This is a genomic window from Pseudomonas sp. RT6P73, assembly GCF_054897715.1.
Window position 1 is genome coordinate 2,393,138 of sequence record NZ_JBUBUV010000002.1, and the last position, 17,115, is coordinate 2,410,252.

13 protein-coding genes and 2 pseudogenes are annotated in these 17,115 nt (G+C 59.1%); 4 read left to right on the forward strand and 11 right to left on the reverse strand.

Annotated elements, in window-relative coordinates:
• Positions 1 to 237 precede the first annotated feature (237 nt).
• Positions 238 to 762 (reverse strand): annotated as a pseudogene (locus ACYZT6_RS11745) (methyl-accepting chemotaxis protein); the annotation flags it as partial.
• Between the two features lie 336 nt (positions 763 to 1,098).
• Positions 1,099 to 2,229 (reverse strand): annotated as a pseudogene (locus tag ACYZT6_RS11750) (HAMP domain-containing protein); the annotation flags it as partial.
• A gap of 387 nt (positions 2,230 to 2,616) precedes the next feature.
• Between ACYZT6_RS11750 and ACYZT6_RS11755 the strand changes: the two are divergent.
• The gene (locus ACYZT6_RS11755) at positions 2,617 to 3,150 is read left to right on the forward strand and encodes a hypothetical protein (protein WP_462027019.1); all 534 of its coding nucleotides are present in this window, start codon (positions 2,617 to 2,619) and stop codon (positions 3,148 to 3,150) included.
• 46 nt (positions 3,151 to 3,196) lie between these two features.
• Here ACYZT6_RS11755 and ACYZT6_RS11760 read toward each other — a convergent pair whose 3' ends face one another.
• Positions 3,197 to 4,192, reverse strand: coding sequence for an aldo/keto reductase (locus tag ACYZT6_RS11760; RefSeq protein ID WP_462027020.1), 996 nt, complete (start codon positions 4,190 to 4,192; stop codon positions 3,197 to 3,199).
• Positions 4,193 to 4,309: 117 nt separating this feature from the next.
• On the opposite strand from ACYZT6_RS11760, the gene ACYZT6_RS11765 reads away from it, so the two are divergent.
• Positions 4,310 to 5,236: a LysR family transcriptional regulator gene (locus tag ACYZT6_RS11765; RefSeq protein WP_462027021.1), complete on the forward strand. Its 927-nt coding sequence runs from the start codon at positions 4,310 to 4,312 to the stop codon at positions 5,234 to 5,236.
• Here ACYZT6_RS11765 and ACYZT6_RS11770 read toward each other — a convergent pair.
• The 6 genes from ACYZT6_RS11770 to ACYZT6_RS11795 all read right to left on the reverse strand — a co-directional run bounded on the left by ACYZT6_RS11770 (position 5,225) and on the right by ACYZT6_RS11795 (position 12,712).
• Entirely contained in the window at positions 5,225 to 6,160 is a 936-nt protein-coding gene (locus ACYZT6_RS11770; protein WP_462027022.1) for a GNAT family N-acetyltransferase, read from the reverse strand. The genes ACYZT6_RS11765 and ACYZT6_RS11770 overlap by 12 nt on opposite strands.
• Positions 6,160 to 7,449, reverse strand: coding sequence for a phenylacetate--CoA ligase family protein (locus ACYZT6_RS11775; protein ID WP_462027023.1), 1,290 nt, complete (start codon positions 7,447 to 7,449; stop codon positions 6,160 to 6,162). The genes ACYZT6_RS11770 and ACYZT6_RS11775 overlap by 1 nt, the downstream gene beginning before the upstream one ends.
• A 52-nt stretch (positions 7,450 to 7,501) precedes the next feature.
• The gene (locus ACYZT6_RS11780) at positions 7,502 to 9,904 is read right to left on the reverse strand and encodes an aldehyde dehydrogenase family protein (protein WP_462027024.1); all 2,403 of its coding nucleotides are present in this window, start codon (positions 9,902 to 9,904) and stop codon (positions 7,502 to 7,504) included.
• Position 9,905: 1 nt separating this feature from the next.
• Positions 9,906 to 11,036, reverse strand: a complete 1,131-nt coding sequence (locus ACYZT6_RS11785; protein WP_462027025.1) for a LuxE/PaaK family acyltransferase — start codon at positions 11,034 to 11,036, stop codon at positions 9,906 to 9,908.
• Positions 11,037 to 11,056: 20 nt separating this feature from the next.
• On the reverse strand, positions 11,057 to 12,298 hold the full coding sequence (locus ACYZT6_RS11790) for an MFS transporter (protein ID WP_462027026.1): 1,242 nt from the start codon (positions 12,296 to 12,298) through the stop codon (positions 11,057 to 11,059).
• Between the two features lie 276 nt (positions 12,299 to 12,574).
• Complete coding sequence (locus ACYZT6_RS11795) at positions 12,575 to 12,712, reverse strand: hypothetical protein (protein ID WP_165557409.1); 138 nt, start codon at positions 12,710 to 12,712, stop codon at positions 12,575 to 12,577.
• 157 nt (positions 12,713 to 12,869) lie between these two features.
• On the opposite strand from ACYZT6_RS11795, the gene ACYZT6_RS11800 reads away from it, so the two are divergent.
• The gene (locus ACYZT6_RS11800; RefSeq protein WP_462027027.1) at positions 12,870 to 13,058 is read left to right on the forward strand and encodes a hypothetical protein; all 189 of its coding nucleotides are present in this window, start codon (positions 12,870 to 12,872) and stop codon (positions 13,056 to 13,058) included.
• 20 nt (positions 13,059 to 13,078) lie between these two features.
• Here the strand turns inward: ACYZT6_RS11800 and ACYZT6_RS11805 are convergent, their stop codons facing one another.
• Positions 13,079 to 13,450: a fe2+ zn2+ uptake regulation protein gene (locus tag ACYZT6_RS11805; protein WP_462027028.1), complete on the reverse strand. Its 372-nt coding sequence runs from the start codon at positions 13,448 to 13,450 to the stop codon at positions 13,079 to 13,081.
• A 243-nt stretch (positions 13,451 to 13,693) separates the two neighbouring features.
• On the opposite strand from ACYZT6_RS11805, the gene pvdQ reads away from it, so the two are divergent.
• Positions 13,694 to 16,036, forward strand: coding sequence for a bifunctional acylase PvdQ (gene pvdQ, locus ACYZT6_RS11810; protein ID WP_462027029.1), 2,343 nt, complete (start codon positions 13,694 to 13,696; stop codon positions 16,034 to 16,036).
• A 57-nt stretch (positions 16,037 to 16,093) separates the two neighbouring features.
• On the opposite strand, the gene ACYZT6_RS11815 is transcribed toward pvdQ, so the two are convergent.
• Positions 16,094 to 17,095 (reverse strand): FecR family protein, encoded by a 1,002-nt coding sequence (locus ACYZT6_RS11815; RefSeq protein ID WP_462027030.1) that lies wholly within the window; start codon positions 17,093 to 17,095, stop codon positions 16,094 to 16,096.
• Positions 17,096 to 17,115: the final 20 nt, after the last annotated feature.

The window sequence follows — 17,115 nt, forward strand, 5'->3', positions numbered from 1 at the left end:
CTCGGGGTGGCGACCAAAAGATGCATTTTGACCATTTTTCGCCGTGAAGAGATACCAGGTTGTTTCGAAGTAATACAGGTGCGCCAAGCTGTTGTGGCGAGGGAGCTTGCTCCCGCTGGGCTGCGCAGCAGTCCCAAAAGCGACGACTGCTTCGCAGCCGAACGGGAGCAAGCTCCCTCGCCACAAAAGCTCCTTATCACAACAGCTCCCTCGCCACAGGGAGTTGCGCACAAAAGATTAGCGAACCTTGAACCGCCCCATGATCGCGCTGACGCGAGCGTTGGCTTGCAGCAGTTGTTGGGTATTGAGTTCGCTGGCCTGACCGCTTTTCACCAGCTCATCCACCATGTGGCGGATCTGCACCATGCTGCGGTTGATCTCTTCGGTCACTGCGCTTTGCTGCTCGGCGGCGGTGGCGATCTGCGTGCTCAGGCTGTTGATGTGGCTGACCGAACCGGCCATTTCATCGAGGCCTGTGTTGACCCGCGCCGTGGCATCGGCGGCAGACTGGCAGCTGGCCTGGGTATTTTCCATGGCGCTCACTGACGAACTCACGCCTTGGGTCAGGCGCTTGAGCATTTCATTGATTTGCGAAGTGCTGGCCTGCGTGCGAGCGGCGAGGGCGCGCACCTCATCGGCGACCACCGCAAAACCTCGACCTTGCTCACCGGCCCGGGCCGCTTCGATCGCGGCGTTGAGCGCCAGCAAGTTGGTCTGGCCGGCAATGGCGCCAATCACCCCGAGAATCTCGGTGATGCGTTGCGCATCCTCCTGCATGCTTTCGACTTTATGAGTGGCGCTCGCCACTTCGCCGATCAAAGCGATCACGCTGCTGGACGCTTCGCCGACGACGACACGCGAACGGTCGGCGTTTTCGTTGGCACGCTGGGTGAAGGCAGCCGTTTCTGCGGCGTTCTGCGCGACGCTCTCGGCGGTCGAACTCATCTCGGTGATCGCCGTGACCGTCTGATCGGTTTCAGAGGCATGGCGCACCAGAATCTGGCTGGTGTGGGCGGAGGTGCGTTGCAGGTTGTCCAGGCTGGACGCCATGGCGCCGGTGGCCTGGGTGACTTCGCCGATCATGTTCTGCAAGTAGACGATGAAGGCGTTGACCGAGTGCCCGATGGCGCCCAGTTCGTCTTCGGCGCGGATGATGATGCGCTTGGTCAAGTCGGCATCGCCAGCGGACAGGGCGTCGATGTTGGCCTTCAGAATTCTCAAGCGCTGGACCAGTTGGCGAATCGCGTAGATTTGCAGCAGTGCCAGCAGGATCACCATCGGGATTTGCAAAAGGCTCAAGGTGCTGAGCACATCGTCACGCTGGGCGGTGATCAGCTTGGTCGGCAGGGCTGTGGCGAGGAACCACGGGGTTCCTTCGATCGGGCGCATGAAGAAGGTGCTGGCTTCACCGTTGTTATCGAACTCGATCCGCTGCGACTGATCACGGTTTTGCAGACCAGCCTTCACTTGGCTGGCGAAGGGCGAGGTGCCGGCCAGTTCGCTGATGTTTTTCAGCACGATCGGCCCACTGATCTGCGAGCTGTTGCTGATGATCTTGCCGTCAGCCTCGACGATCAGCATTTCTGCGCCGAGGTCTTTTTCCTTGCGCGCGATCAGGTCATTGAAGAAGCCAAGGGTCACGTCGATGGTCGAGACGCCATACGCCGCGCCATTTTTCTGAATGGCCATGGCGCAATTGGTCCGCGGCTCGGCGCTGGCGTCATCTTTATAGGCAGCAGCCCAGGCGCATTGGCCGCGCGGGGTTTGCATGCCGCCCTTGTACCAGGTCTGGTCGTAATAGTTGGGGGCCGCGTCACTGTTCCAGAACGTATTGACCGCCAGCTTGCCCGAGGCGTCGCGGTGCCAGAAGGTGCTGAATTTGTTGCGTCCGGCCTCGCGCTGGCCGGGCAACGGCCAGATCCCGCCACCGAATACTTTCAACTCGCCGTACTGATCGACCAGGCCTGGCAGCACCGTGTCGATGGCGGCGCTATCGAGCAACGGAATGGTCTGGGTGATGCTGCGTTGTTGGGCCTGAACCTTGTTCAGTTCGCCCTGGATTTGCTCGGCCACTTCGGCGATACGGTTGAGGGCCACCTGTTCTTCAGTGTGGCGAAGTTTAGGGGCGACTAACTGGCTGATGCCGACCACTGTCAGGACGAATAACAGCAGGATGAACAGGACCAGAAACAGCGTATAGCGAGCCTGGATGGTGCGGAATGCGGGCATGGGACCGGTCCTTGTGCAGCGTTTTTATTGTGGTTTTCGATCAAAAGATCGGCGCTTCGAAGGGCTATCGGCCCGCAACAGGCGAGCTTTAGGTACGAACGTACAAGAATGGTGCGGAATGACGGACGGTTAGGCTGGGACGGTGTCAATGTCGATACAAATATACTGATCAGCCGCGCTATGAGCCGGATTAGTTGACTAGACCGATTATGGAAAGTTGGTCTAGACCAATGAACCAAGGCACTTGGTGTTTTGTATCTTAAATGTACGAAAATTGTAAAAACCGGAAATAGTTGTTGGTATGGCTAGTTGCCACGCTGATACTTGCGCGCTCTGAATTCGAGTTAAACAAGGAGTTTTTATGGTCACGCCGTCGGGAGTGCATTCATGACTATCGGCTATGCCGGGGCTTGGACGTCCAAGGCAGGTTTACTGGTTCAGGACACGGGTGGCGGCAAGCCTATCAAGCAAAGTGCCCGGATCAAGCAGATGCTGGCACTGGTGGGGACCAATCCAAATGCGCTGAGCACGGCGAAAATGGATGCAATGAAAATCCATCGAAATGTAAAAGGTTTCGACCCGGAAAATGTCTCTGCCAAACAACTGGGCAACCTGAGTGCCTTCCTGAGAGGTAAAGGCCTGATTTCCGATACTACTTGGGTGACGTTAATGAATGCCGGTGACAAGTTTGACCGGTTCGGGGTTCAGAATGACCCGGATGCAAAATTCAATGCGCTGGAATATTTCGCCATACAACTGGACACCATCCAGAACAACAGCATCAGAGGCGACAAGTACGCCACTGGCCTGATCCCGGAATACAAGACAGCGATTTACGTACTGCAGAACTTGCAGACTTACGGCAAGGGCAACGGGACGACGGTGCCTTCTACCGATGGTGGCGTCAGCGCCAAGGCCTGACATTTGGTAGTGCTGGCCCACTCATGCCGGGTGGGCCAGGCGTCGGTTACCGGTCAAGCAACTTCATGACTTCCTCTGGATAGCGCAAGCCTGCAGTGGCATTGGCCGGGAAGATCGCTTCCAGTGCGTGCAATTCGTCGCGGCTGAGCTTCACCTCCAGTGCGGCGACATTCTCTTCAAGGTATTTACGCTGTTTAGTCCCTGGAATCGGGATCAGGTAGTCACCCTGCGCCAACACCCAGGCCAACGCCAATTGGCCAGCCGTCACACCTTTGTCGGCTGCCATGGCCTGCACTTGTTGCACCAGCAACAGGTTTTTCGCAAAGTTTTCCCCTTGAAAGCGCGGACTGAAGCGACGGTAATCGTCGGCGGCGAAATCATCCGGGCTCGTCAGTGCGCCCGTCAGAAAGCCGCGACCCAACGGGCTGTAAGGGACGAAAGCAACGCCCAGGCGCTGACACGCGGCCAGGCAACCGTTCTCTTCCTGATCACGACTCCACAGCGAATACTCACTTTGCAGGGCGCTGATCGGATGAACCTTGTGCGCCCGTTCCAGGGTAGCCACAGACGCCTCACTCAACCCCAGATAACGCACCTTGCCGGCTGTCACCAACTCGGCCATGGCGCCGACGGTTTCTTCGATGGCCACCTGCGGATCGATCCGGTGCTGGTAATACAAATCCAGGGTTTCCACGCCCAGGCGTTTAAGCGTGCCGTCGATCGACTTGCGAATGTAGTCCGGTCGACCGTTGACACCCCGTGCGTCGGGGTTGGACGGATCGCGGACGATGCCGAACTTGCTGGCCAGGAACACCTGCTCGCGCTTACCGACAATGGCCTTGCCAATCAGCTCTTCGTTGGTGTGCGGGCCGTACATGTCAGCGGTGTCGAGCAGGTTGATCCCCAGTTCCAGCGCCCGATGCAGGGTAGCGGTGGCTTCGCGGGTATCGACACCGGTCGTATAGAAATCGGTCATGCCCATGCAGCCCAGACCGATGGCAGAAACCTGCGGGCCGTTTTTGCCCAATTGACGTGTTTGCATGAAATCAACTCCCTGTGGTGTAAGCCCCAAGTGTTGACCTCGACAGAAACAAGATAAACCGGCTAAAACTGCTATCACTGTTTGTAATTTCTAAATAATCACCCGGATCACCTGACAATGGACCGTTTTAACGCCATGCGCGTGTTCACCCGAATCGTCGAGCTGGGCGGCTTCGCCAAAGCGGCGGACAGCCTGCAATTACCACGCGCTTCGGTGACCATTCTGATCAAGCAGCTTGAGGCGCATCTTGGCGTGCAACTGCTGCAACGGACCACCCGGCAAATCAGCCTGACCCTCGACGGTGCCGCCTATTACCCCCGGTGCGTGCGATTGCTGGCCGACCTGGAGGAAACCGAAGCGGTGTTTTCCGCCGCCCACCACAATCCCAAAGGATTGCTGCGCGTGGACATGCCATCCGGGATCGGGCGCCTGATCGTGATACCGGCATTGCCGCAATTCACCCGTCGTTATCCATTGATCGAACTGGAAATCGGGTTGAATGACCGACCTGTCGACCTGATCCGTGAGGGCGTCGATTGTGTGCTGCGCGGCGGTTCGGCGCTGGATGATTCACTGGTGGCGCGGCCACTGGTCATGCTGGACCAGGTGACCTGCGCCAGCCCGGAGTACCTGCAACGCCACGGCTCGCCTCAACATCTGGCTGACCTTGAGGGCCATCTGATGGTCGAGTATTTCTCCAGCACCACCGGCAAGCGTTATGGGATGGAGTTCATGGTCGACGGCCAGCTCCAGCTGATCGACCTGCCCAAGCACGTGTCGGTCAACAGTGCCGACGGTTACCTGGCCGCTTGTGAGGCAGGCTACGGATTGATCCAGACACCTTATTACCACGTCGCCCGCCAGCTGAATGAAGGGCGTTTGTGCGAAGTATTGAAAGCGATCCCACCACCGGGAATGCCGTTGGCGGCGCTCTATCCCCCACACCGCCAGTTGTCCAGGCGGGTGAGGGTGTTTGTCGACTGGCTGGTGGAGTTGTGCGCGCATCCGGGCAATGACTTTCACAGAAAAGACTCAAGCGGCTGAGCGAGCGCTGCCCAGTGTTTCGGTGTTGCGCTGCAAGCCGTCGTACAACTGTTGCATGTAGGGGCAATGCAGGTTGAGGGGCCGAGGTTGTGCCCCTCGATGAAACAGGGCGAACCATCCATCACTGCCGGGCGCGGGCATCAACCCGGTGAAGGTGAAACCAAGCCGCGTAAAGCTGCGCAGGTCCTCGGCAAAGTGCTGCGACAACGCCAGTTGGGTCGAGATCATCCAGTGACCGGGTAATTGCCGGATCTGTTCGAGCAGGCGTTTGCTCAAGCGGTGAATGACCATGTCGAAGCGCTGATGGTGTTGCGTGATCTGCAAGGGCAGCGAAGGGGGTGTTGTGGTTTGCGGGTGAGTTCCGAACAGCGAACACAGGTGCTGCATAAACCCCCGGTAGCGCTCGGGCCAGGGAATGTCGGGAAGCGGCCGCGCGTGCCCTTCGACCAGGTAGCAACCGATCACGATGGTTTCCGGGTGCGGTTCGGCGAACGGCGAAGGAACGTAGTCGGGAAGCACGCCCGTGCTGTGGAAGCCAATGTTTGCGGCCATGCGTTGCGTGTAGGGATGGTGGGTCACTTGTTTGATCAAGACGCTGTTGAAACCCAGCGGCCCTGCCTGCAACAGTAGCTCCCGGCCCAGACGTGTCGCGATACTGTGCCCCTGCGCGGCAGGATGCACCACGCTGAGGGCCAGTTCCGTGGTCTGCGGGGACACTTCATGGCACAACGCGGCATGCCCGAGAACCCGTACGTCGTCCACCGCCAGCATCGATTTCCAGCGTCCGTCGGCAATGTGCTGGCTGATCATGTTCGGCAGGTAAACATCCGGTTGAACGTAATGATCGCCATAGACCTCGCGAAACAACTGACTCACGGCGCGGGCGTCGGAAGGGCGATAGCGTCGAAAAATCAGATGAGGCATCACGCAGTCTCCGGCGATGGCGCGTCATAGGTGCGCAAGTCCAGGACCCGCATCTGCTTGCCCGAACGAGGGTGAAGCTTCAGTTCGGTGACGTTGCAGGACAGCACTCGCAACTCCAGCAGCCCTTCACGATTCAGATGCTCGAGCGCGAAGTCGTGGGCCACAAGCGCTTCATACAGCGTCTGGCACATCGCAGCGGTGGCCACGGTTTGAGCGTCAGGCACCCATTTCACACTCACGATGTCCTTGTAGCCGTCATGTTCGATGCGCAATTGCCATTGGTCGGTGTCAGCAACGCGCTGGACGATCTGCTGTATTTCGTCGATCAACAACGACATCGACCCCACCCGAACCCGCTGACTCTGGGCACTACGTCCCTGGAGGGCGAATTTGCGCATCGGGGTCGTTCCGGGCTCACGCCAGCAGGCGCGGTCGCCCACCGGAAAACGCAGCACTGGCATGAGCCGGCGTGTCAGGTTGGTCACCACCAGCAATCCGGTGCGATCGCATTCGTCGATGACTTCACCAGTGAGCTCATCGACGATCTCCAGCAAGGCCTGCGGTTCAAACACCCGATGCTCGCCCAGAGCGCAGTCGCGGCTGGTGGCCCCGATCAGGCCCGCATCGACGCTGGCGTAGCCGATTGAGGCGATGCGCACGTTTGGAAAAACCTGGGTGAGAATTGCCAATTGCGGACCGAACAGGCTTTCGCCGCCGTACAGCAACGTATCAACCCCACACAGCACCCGCCGATGCTGGGTCAGGTACGCCGCAAAGCGCAGTAACTGCGCCGGTACGCCGACCAGCACGTTGATCCGGTGCTGATCAAGCGCATCGGCCAGGACGTCCATGCTGACTTCGCCGGTAAACGGAAACTCACAGATGGAGCGTTTGACGTGCGCCAACGAGTCGTGGATGAACAGAAAGCTGGCGTAAAGATCGCCGGAAAAGAACAGATTGGCGACCCTGTCGCCGTTCTCCAGTTGAGAGGAGACACTGTCTCCAAAGGTACTGACCAAGGCTTGCCACTCGCTGGTCGAGTAAACCGTGAGTTTGCCGTGGCTGGTCGATCCGCCGGTTTTAAACACCAGCGCGTCATCGACATTGCCGGTCAGCACAGGCCAATGATTCAGGTCGTTACTGTCAGCCCAATAGTCGGCCACGTTGGTCAGCGGCAAGTCTTTTAAAGTAATGGCGTCATCCGGTAAGTGGCTCAGGTGGGTGCGGTAGAAGTTTGAATGTTGCCTTATGTAAGGCACGAGTTGTTCAAGCGAATAAGTTGTGTTCACGGGGCTCTCTTTTTTATCAGGCGTGTTAACGGTTGAAAGGCAAACGATCTGTTTATTTTCTGTTGTCGATCACCAGAGGTGTTTTTCCGCTGTATTTATTTCTGGTGAACCCGGATTCAGCACACTGGTGAACTTCAACTGTTAAAAGCGCAGCGTTTACGGCATTGGCCAGTGCTTCGTGGGTCAATAACTTTTCATAAACCTTTTCGGACTCCAGGTTCGCTAAAACCTTCAGCCGTTCCCTGCCGTCGTGGGCGTGGTCCAGGACCAGTTGAACAGGCATGCCGACGCTATCCTGCAGCGCCAACGGTGAAATGAATTCCGTGCCCATCCGTATCAACTTGCCGTGGCGCTGTAGCAACTCGAATCGCGGAGTGTCGAGACCGCACGGGCAATCTCCGGGTATCCAGCGCCCCGTGTCGCCAACCTCATACCGGCGCACGGCCTGGCCTTGCCGGGCCCGGGAGGTGAACAGCAGCCTGCCGATCTCATTGGCTTGCACCGGCACATCGTGTTCGAGATGGACGATTTCCAGATGCTGGGTATCGCACATCAAATGAAAGACGCCGTCCTTTGTTGCCGTACAGGCATGCCCCAGCGGGCCGGCGTCGACCGAGCCATAGATCGCCGAGCAGATCGTCGTGACCCCGCAGCTTTCCATCAGACGCAGGCTGGCCTGACCCGGGTGCTCACCGCCGAGGAACACTTTGCCAATGCCGGCGTACGCGCGGAGCAGGCTTTGCTCGTTGAAAAACAGGCGATGCAACGTACTTGGCATGCCGATCAACGCGGTAATTCGGTGGTCCACAATCAGCTGGGCAATTTCGCTGAAATCATCATGCTGCGGCGCACCCATGGGGAAGTGCGTGACGCCCATCTGTTCCAGCACCTTGGTGAAGCTGGAGAGGCCTCCATACAGGCTGCCGCCGTAAAACAGGTTCATCACCCGGTCCGTTGACGGGTCGAGGCCGGCGGCGAACAGGCCGTCAGCTGCCGCGCGCATCTGCCGTTGAAAGTCGTGGTAGCTGAACCCGGCCAGGGCCGGTGTGCCGCTGCTTCCCCCGGAGCGGAAATACAGCTGTGCCGTGGCGTTGATCGGCTGGGTCATGAACGCGTTTTTATCCATGATCGGTTCAGGACGTGTATCGGGCGCGGCGGGGAGCGCATCGAGCGTTGCCCGTCCGCGCACAGCCTCCGGCGCCAGGCTCACCGAGAGGCGGCGACTGAAGCGTGACAGCGCGTAGACGCCGTCATGGGGTTCGCCGGGGTAGCCGTCATGAATCAACCCGCACGGCGCGATACGCGTGACACCGGCATTGACCAGCGTCCGAACCAGCCCAGGCGTCTCTGCCGGAGCGCACATCAACGCGCAGCTTTGCAGGACCTTGCGCCAAGGCAATAGCGTCTCGGCGATCAAGTGTTGCGGCACGGGTTTGAGCAGCAGCGTACGAAACAGCGGCGAGGGTGCAAGCGTTTGGTGGTGATCCCAGATGACTCGCCATCCGGGGCCGGCCCAGACCTGACCGGTCTGGTTCGCAAAGCAATGTTCCAGTTTCGCCATGGCAGTGCGGGTGATGATCTCCGAGGCCTCCTGATCTGTCGGAACCAGAGCCGGCCACTGCGAGGCACGGCGTGCGAAGGCTTCAGCCAGACGTTGACCCACGTCCAGCAAAACCGCCGGATCGCTGCTGTCCACCAACAGCCATTGCGGGCTGGAACACGCTTGCTGATCGAGACTGCACACCTCATCCACCAACGCGTCAAGCGTCGATGGACTCGCAGCGTCGGGCGACAGGTAGGCGAAACTGATCCTGTGGCCCCAATCGATCCAGCGACACCCGGCCGGAATCTGCTGACGAATCGCCTTGAGGGCCTTTTCACCTCCCCAGGCGGCGACGCCATCGGCGTGGGCGCAGAGTTGTGCGATTTGAGCAGTGTCGACCGGCAGCACCGCAATGAAATCAGCCAGCTTGCCGCTGGTGTCGCAGTGCACCAGCGCCGCGAGCAAGCGGGCGGTCACTCCTTCATCGCTGGAGCTGGGGCGCAGCCAGTTGATATTGCCGGCCAACAGGCTTTCCAGGACCGCGCAGAACGCCAGCATCGGCGCATTGCCTGGCGTGATATGCACCACCAGTCCCAGCGGGTGCCAGCTTTCAAAACACGCTTGCCGGTAATCGATACGTCGCAGCGAGCGCGGTTGCACACCCAGCTCTCGCTCAAGCTTGGCGGCAAGGTTGCTGCGCTGGCAGAAGTCGACAAGCCCCAGTCGTTGATCGTTGTCGAGGGGCACATCCAGCCTGCCAGCCTGCAATTGCAGGGTGAACCGGGCCGCTGCGTCGATCACGGTGTCGCTGTCGATCGGCGCACTCAGCAGCCGTGGCAGTTGTGGGTGCAGCGCCTCGAGCGCTGCTTCGAGGGTGATATCGTCACGCAGTTCGCCATTGATCAGGTACATGTCAGGCCCCTCCAATCAGTTCAGACGCGGCCATTGCGCAGCTTCGGCTGGCGGACGTGCCAGCGCGTCCATGCAATTCAAACCAGTCCGTCTTCAAGCCGCACCCGCAGCTCGCACCGGAGTGCAATGTCGCCAGATCCCCCATGACCACGGCGTGTGCGGGGCTGGACGAAATGTAAGGCGACACGAACTCCAGCAAGCCGCGCCGGCCGTAGGGCTGGACGCTGAAATCGGATGGATTGCGCACGAAGACCTTCGAGTAAACCGGCACATGAAAATGCTGGTGAGCACACTGGATGTAGGGCACGGCATGCTCGACAGCGCCGTAGCCGTCGCGGCAGCGGGACAGGTCGATACCCAGTTGGCGGTTGATCCGTTCATACAATTGCGCCAAAGGAATCTCCTGCGCCGCCTGGGTTTTCCAGCCGCCACCGAGAAACACCAGTGACCCGGCCGGTAACTTCAAATCCGCTACGCCAGTGTCTTGCATGTGCTGCAACGCGAGAGACAGGAAGGCCGGGAAGCCGAGAATACGCACGGGCAAACCTTCTTCGGCAAACGCCTGCAAGGCGCGGATTACCCCAAACAGATCAAACTCATGACCCTTGCCGGTCAGGCGTAACCCGTAGGCGATACGGTTGACCGGCGCATAACTGCACAGAAACTGGTCGGTGTAGGCAGTGCCCAACGTGATCGCAGCCTTGGGTTCATAGCTCAGGAGCAAGTAATTGCAGGGACTGTGCGGCGTGTCCCAGCCGTAATGGCGAAAAATGTGGCTCACCATGCCTTGGGCCGCGGCCATGCTGCGTTGGTCGTAGCGCAGGCGACTTTTCTGGCCGCTGGTGCCGGACGACGTCAGTTCCAGCGCGCCTTCGCCCATGGGGCCGTACAACAAGTGACGTTTGAAATAGTGGGCGAAAATCGGCGGCAGTCTTGACCAGTCATCCAGCGTCTCCAGGTCCTGTGCATCGAGGCCATTGGAGTTGAGCCAGCGCTCATAGCCAGGCGTGTGGTGACAGTGGAACAGGCTGATTTCCCCCATGGCCCGGTCGAACAGGCCTTCAGGCACGGATTCCAGGCAATAGGGTTGCGTTAACGCGCAAAGCGCATCGGTGTGGGGTAAATGGATCATCAAAGGACCTATCGGGTGGGTCAGGCGGCAAGCGGGAGGTGGGAACGTCGCAAAAACAGGCGCAAGGGCAGCAGGCACATGAGCCCTGCGATACCCGCCATCAGGGCGAAGGATTCGTGACTGTCACCGGCGCCGGCCGCCGCGATCAGCGAGCCACCGCCGCCCATGACGGCGATTGAAATCATGCCGATCATGGCCGAGACCAGCCCTTTGCTGTCGTCGCTTGAAAACAGCGCGAGCCGGTACAGAGCGGCATTGCTCATGCCAAGCCCGACGGCGTAAAGCGCCAGGACGCTGATCAGCACGGGTGTCGACGCGCCGAAGAAACCGATGACAAGCAAGGCAATGAGCCCGCCGCAAAATGGCCACAGCGCGTATCGAATCAATTGCGGCAGATCAGTGTTGGTAATGAGTCGGTTGAGTATCAGATTGCCGAGAATGACCGCCGCAAACACCGGGATCTGCCACAGGCCGTAGTGCAGAGGTGAAAGTCCTTGATTGTGGATCAGCAGGAGTGGCGCCAGTCCGATCCAGGCAATCAGGGGCAGGCTCATGAGCCCCAGCGCAACAGAGGCGCTGAGGAATCGCGGGTTGCCGAGCAACGCGGCATAACGGCGCACGGTGCCGCGCCATTCGAACGGCACGGGCGTCAGTCGCTGACCGTCATGGCGCAGGGTGCCCACGGTTTCGGGCATGAACACATAAAGCCCGAGCCAGACCAGCAGACCACCGACACCCAGCAGTAAAAACAGCTGCCGCCAGGAGAGCCATTCCAGCAGCAGACTGCCGAGCAACGGCCCCAGGAGCGGAGAGAGCAGCGCAACGTTACCCAGCAACGCCATGATTTTTACCGCGTCGGCTTCGCAGAACACTTCTTGCAACGCCGGGTAACTGACCGCGATGACAAATCCCAGCCCCATGCCCTGAATCAGTCGCAAGCCGTTGAACCCATAGATGCTGTTCACGCTGAACGCTGCGGCACAGGCCAGGGCGAATACCGCACAACCGCCGAGCAACATCGGCCGGCGACCGAAGTGGTCCGACAGCGGGCCAATCAGCCATTGCAGGAGAATGCCGCCCGCCAGATAGAGATTGAAGGCGTAGGGGACATGACGCGCACTGGCATTCAGTTCATCAGTGACGGTCAACATGCCGGGCATGATCATGTCGCTGGCCATGTAAGTCAGAAGTTCAAACAGAGTAATTGCCAGGCAGAAGCCGAACACATGAAAGGGGCTGATGTTTATTAGAGGTTTGTGCATGGCATCCCTGTTCTTCTTCCTGAAGTTAAATAACGGGTCTTATTGCGATGCGCCACGATAATCAAACGAGTATGAATACCTCAAACAGACTATTAAGACTGAAAGCTTCAATAGTTTTCGCCAGGTTTCGATGCAGGGCGGGCAGAAGAACAGAAGTGAAATTGCATGTACGAAAATGCCCGCGACAAGGCGGGCATTTGTTCTTCAGTGATTGGATGTGTTTCTTTTCTTACGAGTGGATGTTCAATTAATTACGCTCCATGACCTGAGCAACCGTTATCGATGCTGGTAATAACCCGGTCCACCGCGATCGTAATGGTGGTCGCCGTGCCAGCCGCCGTGGGGGAAAACGATGCAGCCGCTCAGGGTCAGCAGAGCGAGCAGGGGAATCAGCAGTGTGATTCGACGGAACATTTGAAAATCCTCATGGTTATCGCCGCAATAAAGCCAAATCTCTTCATCGGCTGTAACATGAGACCCCGTTTGCAGCGTCCCATTCCCGCACAAAGGTAGGGGCTTGGCATGCTTTCGGATACAAACCGGATACATCTTTCAGGTTCAGGAACTCGCAATGACTCAGTCGCAACGTTTGAAATACTCGATTCTGATCTCCCTGGTGGTGCTGGGGATCATGTTCGGCCTTTCGTATCTGCAAAACACCGGCGCCATCAGCGAGAAGCTGTTTCAGTACATCGCCATCGGCGTGGCGGTGGTCGTGGTGGTGATCAATGGCGTGATGCGTCGCAAGGTCAAGCCTTGAACGACGCACCTTTGAGCTGATCAGTCGCGATTAAGCAGGGCTACAGCGTCTGGATGCAGGCTGTAGCTTTTGTCCGCATTGAGCGTGATCACGCCTTCGCTGCACAAGCGTTTCAACACTTCTCGCACACTGAGAAAGGACAGCGGAATATCCAGGTCCAGCAAATGGCTGTGCACCCCGCGCACGCCCAGGCTGCGCTCGCTTTCGGCGGCGACCAGCAAGGCGTCGATGACTTTGAGGCGAATCAGGCTGGTTCGCAGGCCAAAGCTTTTGAGCAGCAATCTGATCCGCTCGTTGCCATTGCGCTCGCCCCGTTGACTGAAGACACCGGAGCCCATGGCTGAGCCCTTTGGCGCGTTACCACCGTCCGTTGGCAGTTGCGAGTTGTACATGCAAAAACTCCTTTTCCGAGCCGGCCAGGAAATGTGATGGGTGCTCTCATTCAATAAGACGTACGAGCACGACAAATCATGAAGGCTCGAATGTAGAAAATTCGTCACCGTCACGTCAGCAGCCTGTGAGATGGGCGGATAAAGCGCCTTTCAGGGCCTAAATTTTTGTCGTGGGTTTCGTTCCTAAGGATGGCGCGGTGCGTGTTTGACGCAGGGTGTTTGTCTTTTCGATCAGGAGCGAGCGTGATTATTTCCAGGCAATTAACCAGGTTGAGCCTTGCGGGCATGTTGGTGGGGCTGAGTCTTGCGGCAAACGCGCGCAGTACGCCCGAGCAGGCGAGCGCCGACATTCGCCGCACCAGTTTCGGTGTGCCGCATATTCGTGCCGCAGACGAGCGCGGGCTCGGTTATGGCATCGGTTACGCCTACGCTCAGGACAACCAGTGCTTGCTGGCCAATGAGATTGTCACCGTCAATGGCGAGCGTTCGCGCTATTTCGGCCCGGATCAGATGACGGTCGAAGAACGCGAGAACGTGGTCAGCGACCTGTTCTTCACCTGGCTCAATACCCCTGAAGCCGTCGCCGGATTCTGGAAGGCGCAAACCCCGCAAGTGCGTGATCTGGTCGAAGGTTATGTCGCGGGGTACAACCGCTCGCTGACCGAACGTCGCGCACAGGGTTTGCCGCAGCAGTGCCAAGGCGAATGGGTACGGGACATCACCTCGCAGGACCTGGTCAAGCTGACCCGCCGTCTGTTGGTCGAAGGCGGAGTAGGGCAGTTCGCCGAAGCGCTGGCCGGCGCCACTCCACCACAAGCCGTCGCCCAAGTGGGTGATGCGTCGCCATTCCAGGTGGCGGACTCGCGCATGCAGCGCTTTGCCCTGGATCGCGGCAGCAATGCGGTGGCGGTTGGCAGCGAACGTTCGTTCAATGGCCGCGGGATGTTGCTGGCCAACCCGCATTTTCCGTGGATTGGCGGGATGCGCTTCTATCAGATGCACCTGACCATTCCCGGCAAGCTGGACGTGATGGGCGCGGCGCTGCCGGGGCTGCCGATGATCAACATCGGTTTCAACCAGCACCTGGCGTGGACCCATACCGTGGACACGTCCAAGCACTTTACCCTGTATCGCCTGCAACTTGATCCCAAGGATCCGACCCGCTATCTGCTCGACGGCAAGTCGCTGCCGATGGACAAGCAGACCGTGACGGTGAATGTGAAACAACCCGATGGCCAGACCCGGGCGGTGTCCCATGTGGTCTACAGCTCGCAATTCGGCCCGATCGTGCAGTGGCCCGGCAAACTCGACTGGGACAAGCAATACGCCTACAGCCTGCGCGATGCCAACCTGGAAAACGACCGGGTGTTGCAGCAGTGGTACGCGATGAATCAGGCTACCAGCCTCACGGATTTGCAGGCCTCGGTGCACAAGCTTCAGGGCATCCCGTGGGTCAACACCCTGGCGGTGGATAATCAGGGGCAGACGCTGTACATGAACCTGTCAGTGGTGCCGAACGTCAGTGCCGATAAACTGGCCAAATGCAGCGACCCGCGCGCCGGATTGCAGATGATCGTGCTCGACGGTTCCAACAGCGCCTGTGCCTGGGACATCGACCCGAACGCGGCGCAAAAAGGTATCTATGCAGCGGACAAGTTGCCGCAACTCTTGCGCAAGGACTACGTACAACACTCCAACGACTCGGCGTGGATGGCCAACCCGGCGCAACCGCTCACCGGTTTCTCGCCCCTGATCAGTCAGGAAGGTCAGCCACTGGGGCTGCGCTCGCGTTTTGCCCTGGATCGGTTGAGCACGCTGAGCAAGGCCGGCCCGATCTCGGCGGCGGATTTGCAACGGATGGTGATGGACGATCAGGTGTACCAGGCCGGGCAAGTGATGCCGGACCTGCTACAGGTTTGCACCGGTGATCTGGGCACCGATGCTGGAACGCTCGCTCCGTTGTGTGCAAGCCTTAAAGCGTGGGATCGCAGCGCGAATCTGGACAGCGGGCTCGGGTTTGTACACTTCCAGAATGTCATGGAACCGTTGCAGCAAGTCCCGGACATCTGGCGAGTGGCGTTCGACCCGAAAGATCCAGAGCACACGCCGCGTGGCCTGGCGCTCGATAATCCGCAGGTCACCCAGGCGATTCGCGAGGCGATGCTGGCGTCGGTGGAACAGGTCAAAAAACTGGGGCTCAAGGACGACAGCCGCTGGGGCGACATTCAGGTGGTCAGCAGCGGCGGCCAACAGACGCCGATCCACGGCGGGTCGGGCACGCTGGGCGTATACAACGCCATCCAGAGTGTGCCGAGAACCGATGGCAAACTCGAGGTCGTCAGCGGCACCAGCTATTTGCAGGTGGTGACCTTTGATGACAAGGGGCCGCACGCTCAAGGTCTGCTGGCGTTCTCGTTGTCCAGCGACCCGACGTCGAAGTATTCCCGGGACCAGACCCTGGCGTTTTCGAAGAAGCAGCTAAGCCCGTTGCCGTTCACCGAGCAACAGATCACCGCGGATCCGCAGTACCAGGCGCAGACGATCCGTGAGCAGGATGAAAAAGCCGGGAAGGTGGCTGCGCAGTAAGAAGAGGGTGGTTCGAGCAATAAAAAAGGCCGCATCCCGTTGAGGGTCGCGGCCTTTTCAGCTTTTTGGGGTTTGTTGCGGGATCGAATTGAGTACCGGATTACCTTCTTTGTTACGGGTCAGGTAGACCGGCAGCACTTTGGGCAGGGAAGCCACCAGGTTGTTCAGTTCTTTGATGTTGTAGATGCCACCCAGACGAATCGTGCCAGTGCTGTGGTCCGCGACCATGATCGGTTTGGCCAGGTAACGGTTGATCAGCGGCAGTGCGTCGTTCAGCGCCAGATCATCGAGCACCAGTTTGCCGCTGCGCCAGGCCAGGGCATTGTCGTTGGAGTAGGTCTGGTTGATCTGCGGCGTGAAGTCGCCGTGTTTATAGCGCGCCTGCATCGCCGGCCCGAGACGCAAGCCATCGCCCGGAAGATCATCGTTGCTGCTGACCAGCACCGACCCTTCAATCAGGTTCACGCGGACCTGATCTTCATACATCCAGACGTTGAATTTGGTCCCGGTGACCCGAATCCTGCCGTCCGCCGCCCTGACAATAAAGGGGCGAGCCATGTCATGGCTGACGCTGAAGAAGGCTTCGCCTTTTTCCAGCGTGACCCGGCGCTGATCCTTGTAGTTGCTGAACGTCAGCTCGCTGCCCAGGTTCAGTTCCACTTGGCTGCCATCGCTCAGGGTGACCTGACGGACCGTGTCACTCGCTTCGAAGTGCTGGTACGAATTCGGTAGCCAGCCCATGCTCCAGCCGCTGTACGCCGCCAACGGCAACGCCAGGGCGCAAACGGCGGCGGCGATGCCGACCGTGCGCCAGGGCGTGGCAGGTTTGAAGCGAGCAACCGATGGAACGGCTTCGGGACGCGGCAAATCCCCCGCGACTACCCAGATCTCCAGCATGGCCTCGTACTCGAACGCATGCAGCGGATGAGTTTCACGCCATTGTTCGAAGGCAATCCGCTCTTCGGCGGTGCAGTCGACGGCGTGCAGACGCATGCACCAGTGCGCAGCGGCATCGGTGACGGCGTCATATTCGGCTTGCGAGAGAGAATTGTCGGTCATTGACTCATCCTGATTTCCCA

Excerpts from the sequence above, each read along its gene's own strand:
- ACYZT6_RS11780 (WP_462027024.1), bottom strand. The coding sequence starts at position 9,904 with ATGTACCTGATCAATGGCGAACTGCGTGACGATATCACCCTCGAAGCA.
- ACYZT6_RS11765 (WP_462027021.1), top strand. The coding sequence starts at position 4,310 with ATGGACCGTTTTAACGCCATGCGCGTGTTCACCCGAATCGTCGAGCTG.
- ACYZT6_RS11755 (WP_462027019.1), top strand. The coding sequence starts at position 2,617 with ATGACTATCGGCTATGCCGGGGCTTGGACGTCCAAGGCAGGTTTACTG.
- ACYZT6_RS11785 (WP_462027025.1), bottom strand. The coding sequence starts at position 11,036 with ATGATCCATTTACCCCACACCGATGCGCTTTGCGCGTTAACGCAACCC.
- ACYZT6_RS11770 (WP_462027022.1), bottom strand. The coding sequence starts at position 6,160 with ATGCCTCATCTGATTTTTCGACGCTATCGCCCTTCCGACGCCCGCGCC.
- ACYZT6_RS11800 (WP_462027027.1), top strand. The coding sequence starts at position 12,870 with ATGACTCAGTCGCAACGTTTGAAATACTCGATTCTGATCTCCCTGGTG.
- ACYZT6_RS11790 (WP_462027026.1), bottom strand. The coding sequence starts at position 12,298 with ATGCACAAACCTCTAATAAACATCAGCCCCTTTCATGTGTTCGGCTTC.
- ACYZT6_RS11795 (WP_165557409.1), bottom strand. The coding sequence starts at position 12,712 with ATGTTCCGTCGAATCACACTGCTGATTCCCCTGCTCGCTCTGCTGACC.
- ACYZT6_RS11815 (WP_462027030.1), bottom strand. The coding sequence starts at position 17,095 with ATGACCGACAATTCTCTCTCGCAAGCCGAATATGACGCCGTCACCGAT.
- ACYZT6_RS11805 (WP_462027028.1), bottom strand. The coding sequence starts at position 13,450 with ATGTACAACTCGCAACTGCCAACGGACGGTGGTAACGCGCCAAAGGGC.
- ACYZT6_RS11760 (WP_462027020.1), bottom strand. The coding sequence starts at position 4,192 with ATGCAAACACGTCAATTGGGCAAAAACGGCCCGCAGGTTTCTGCCATC.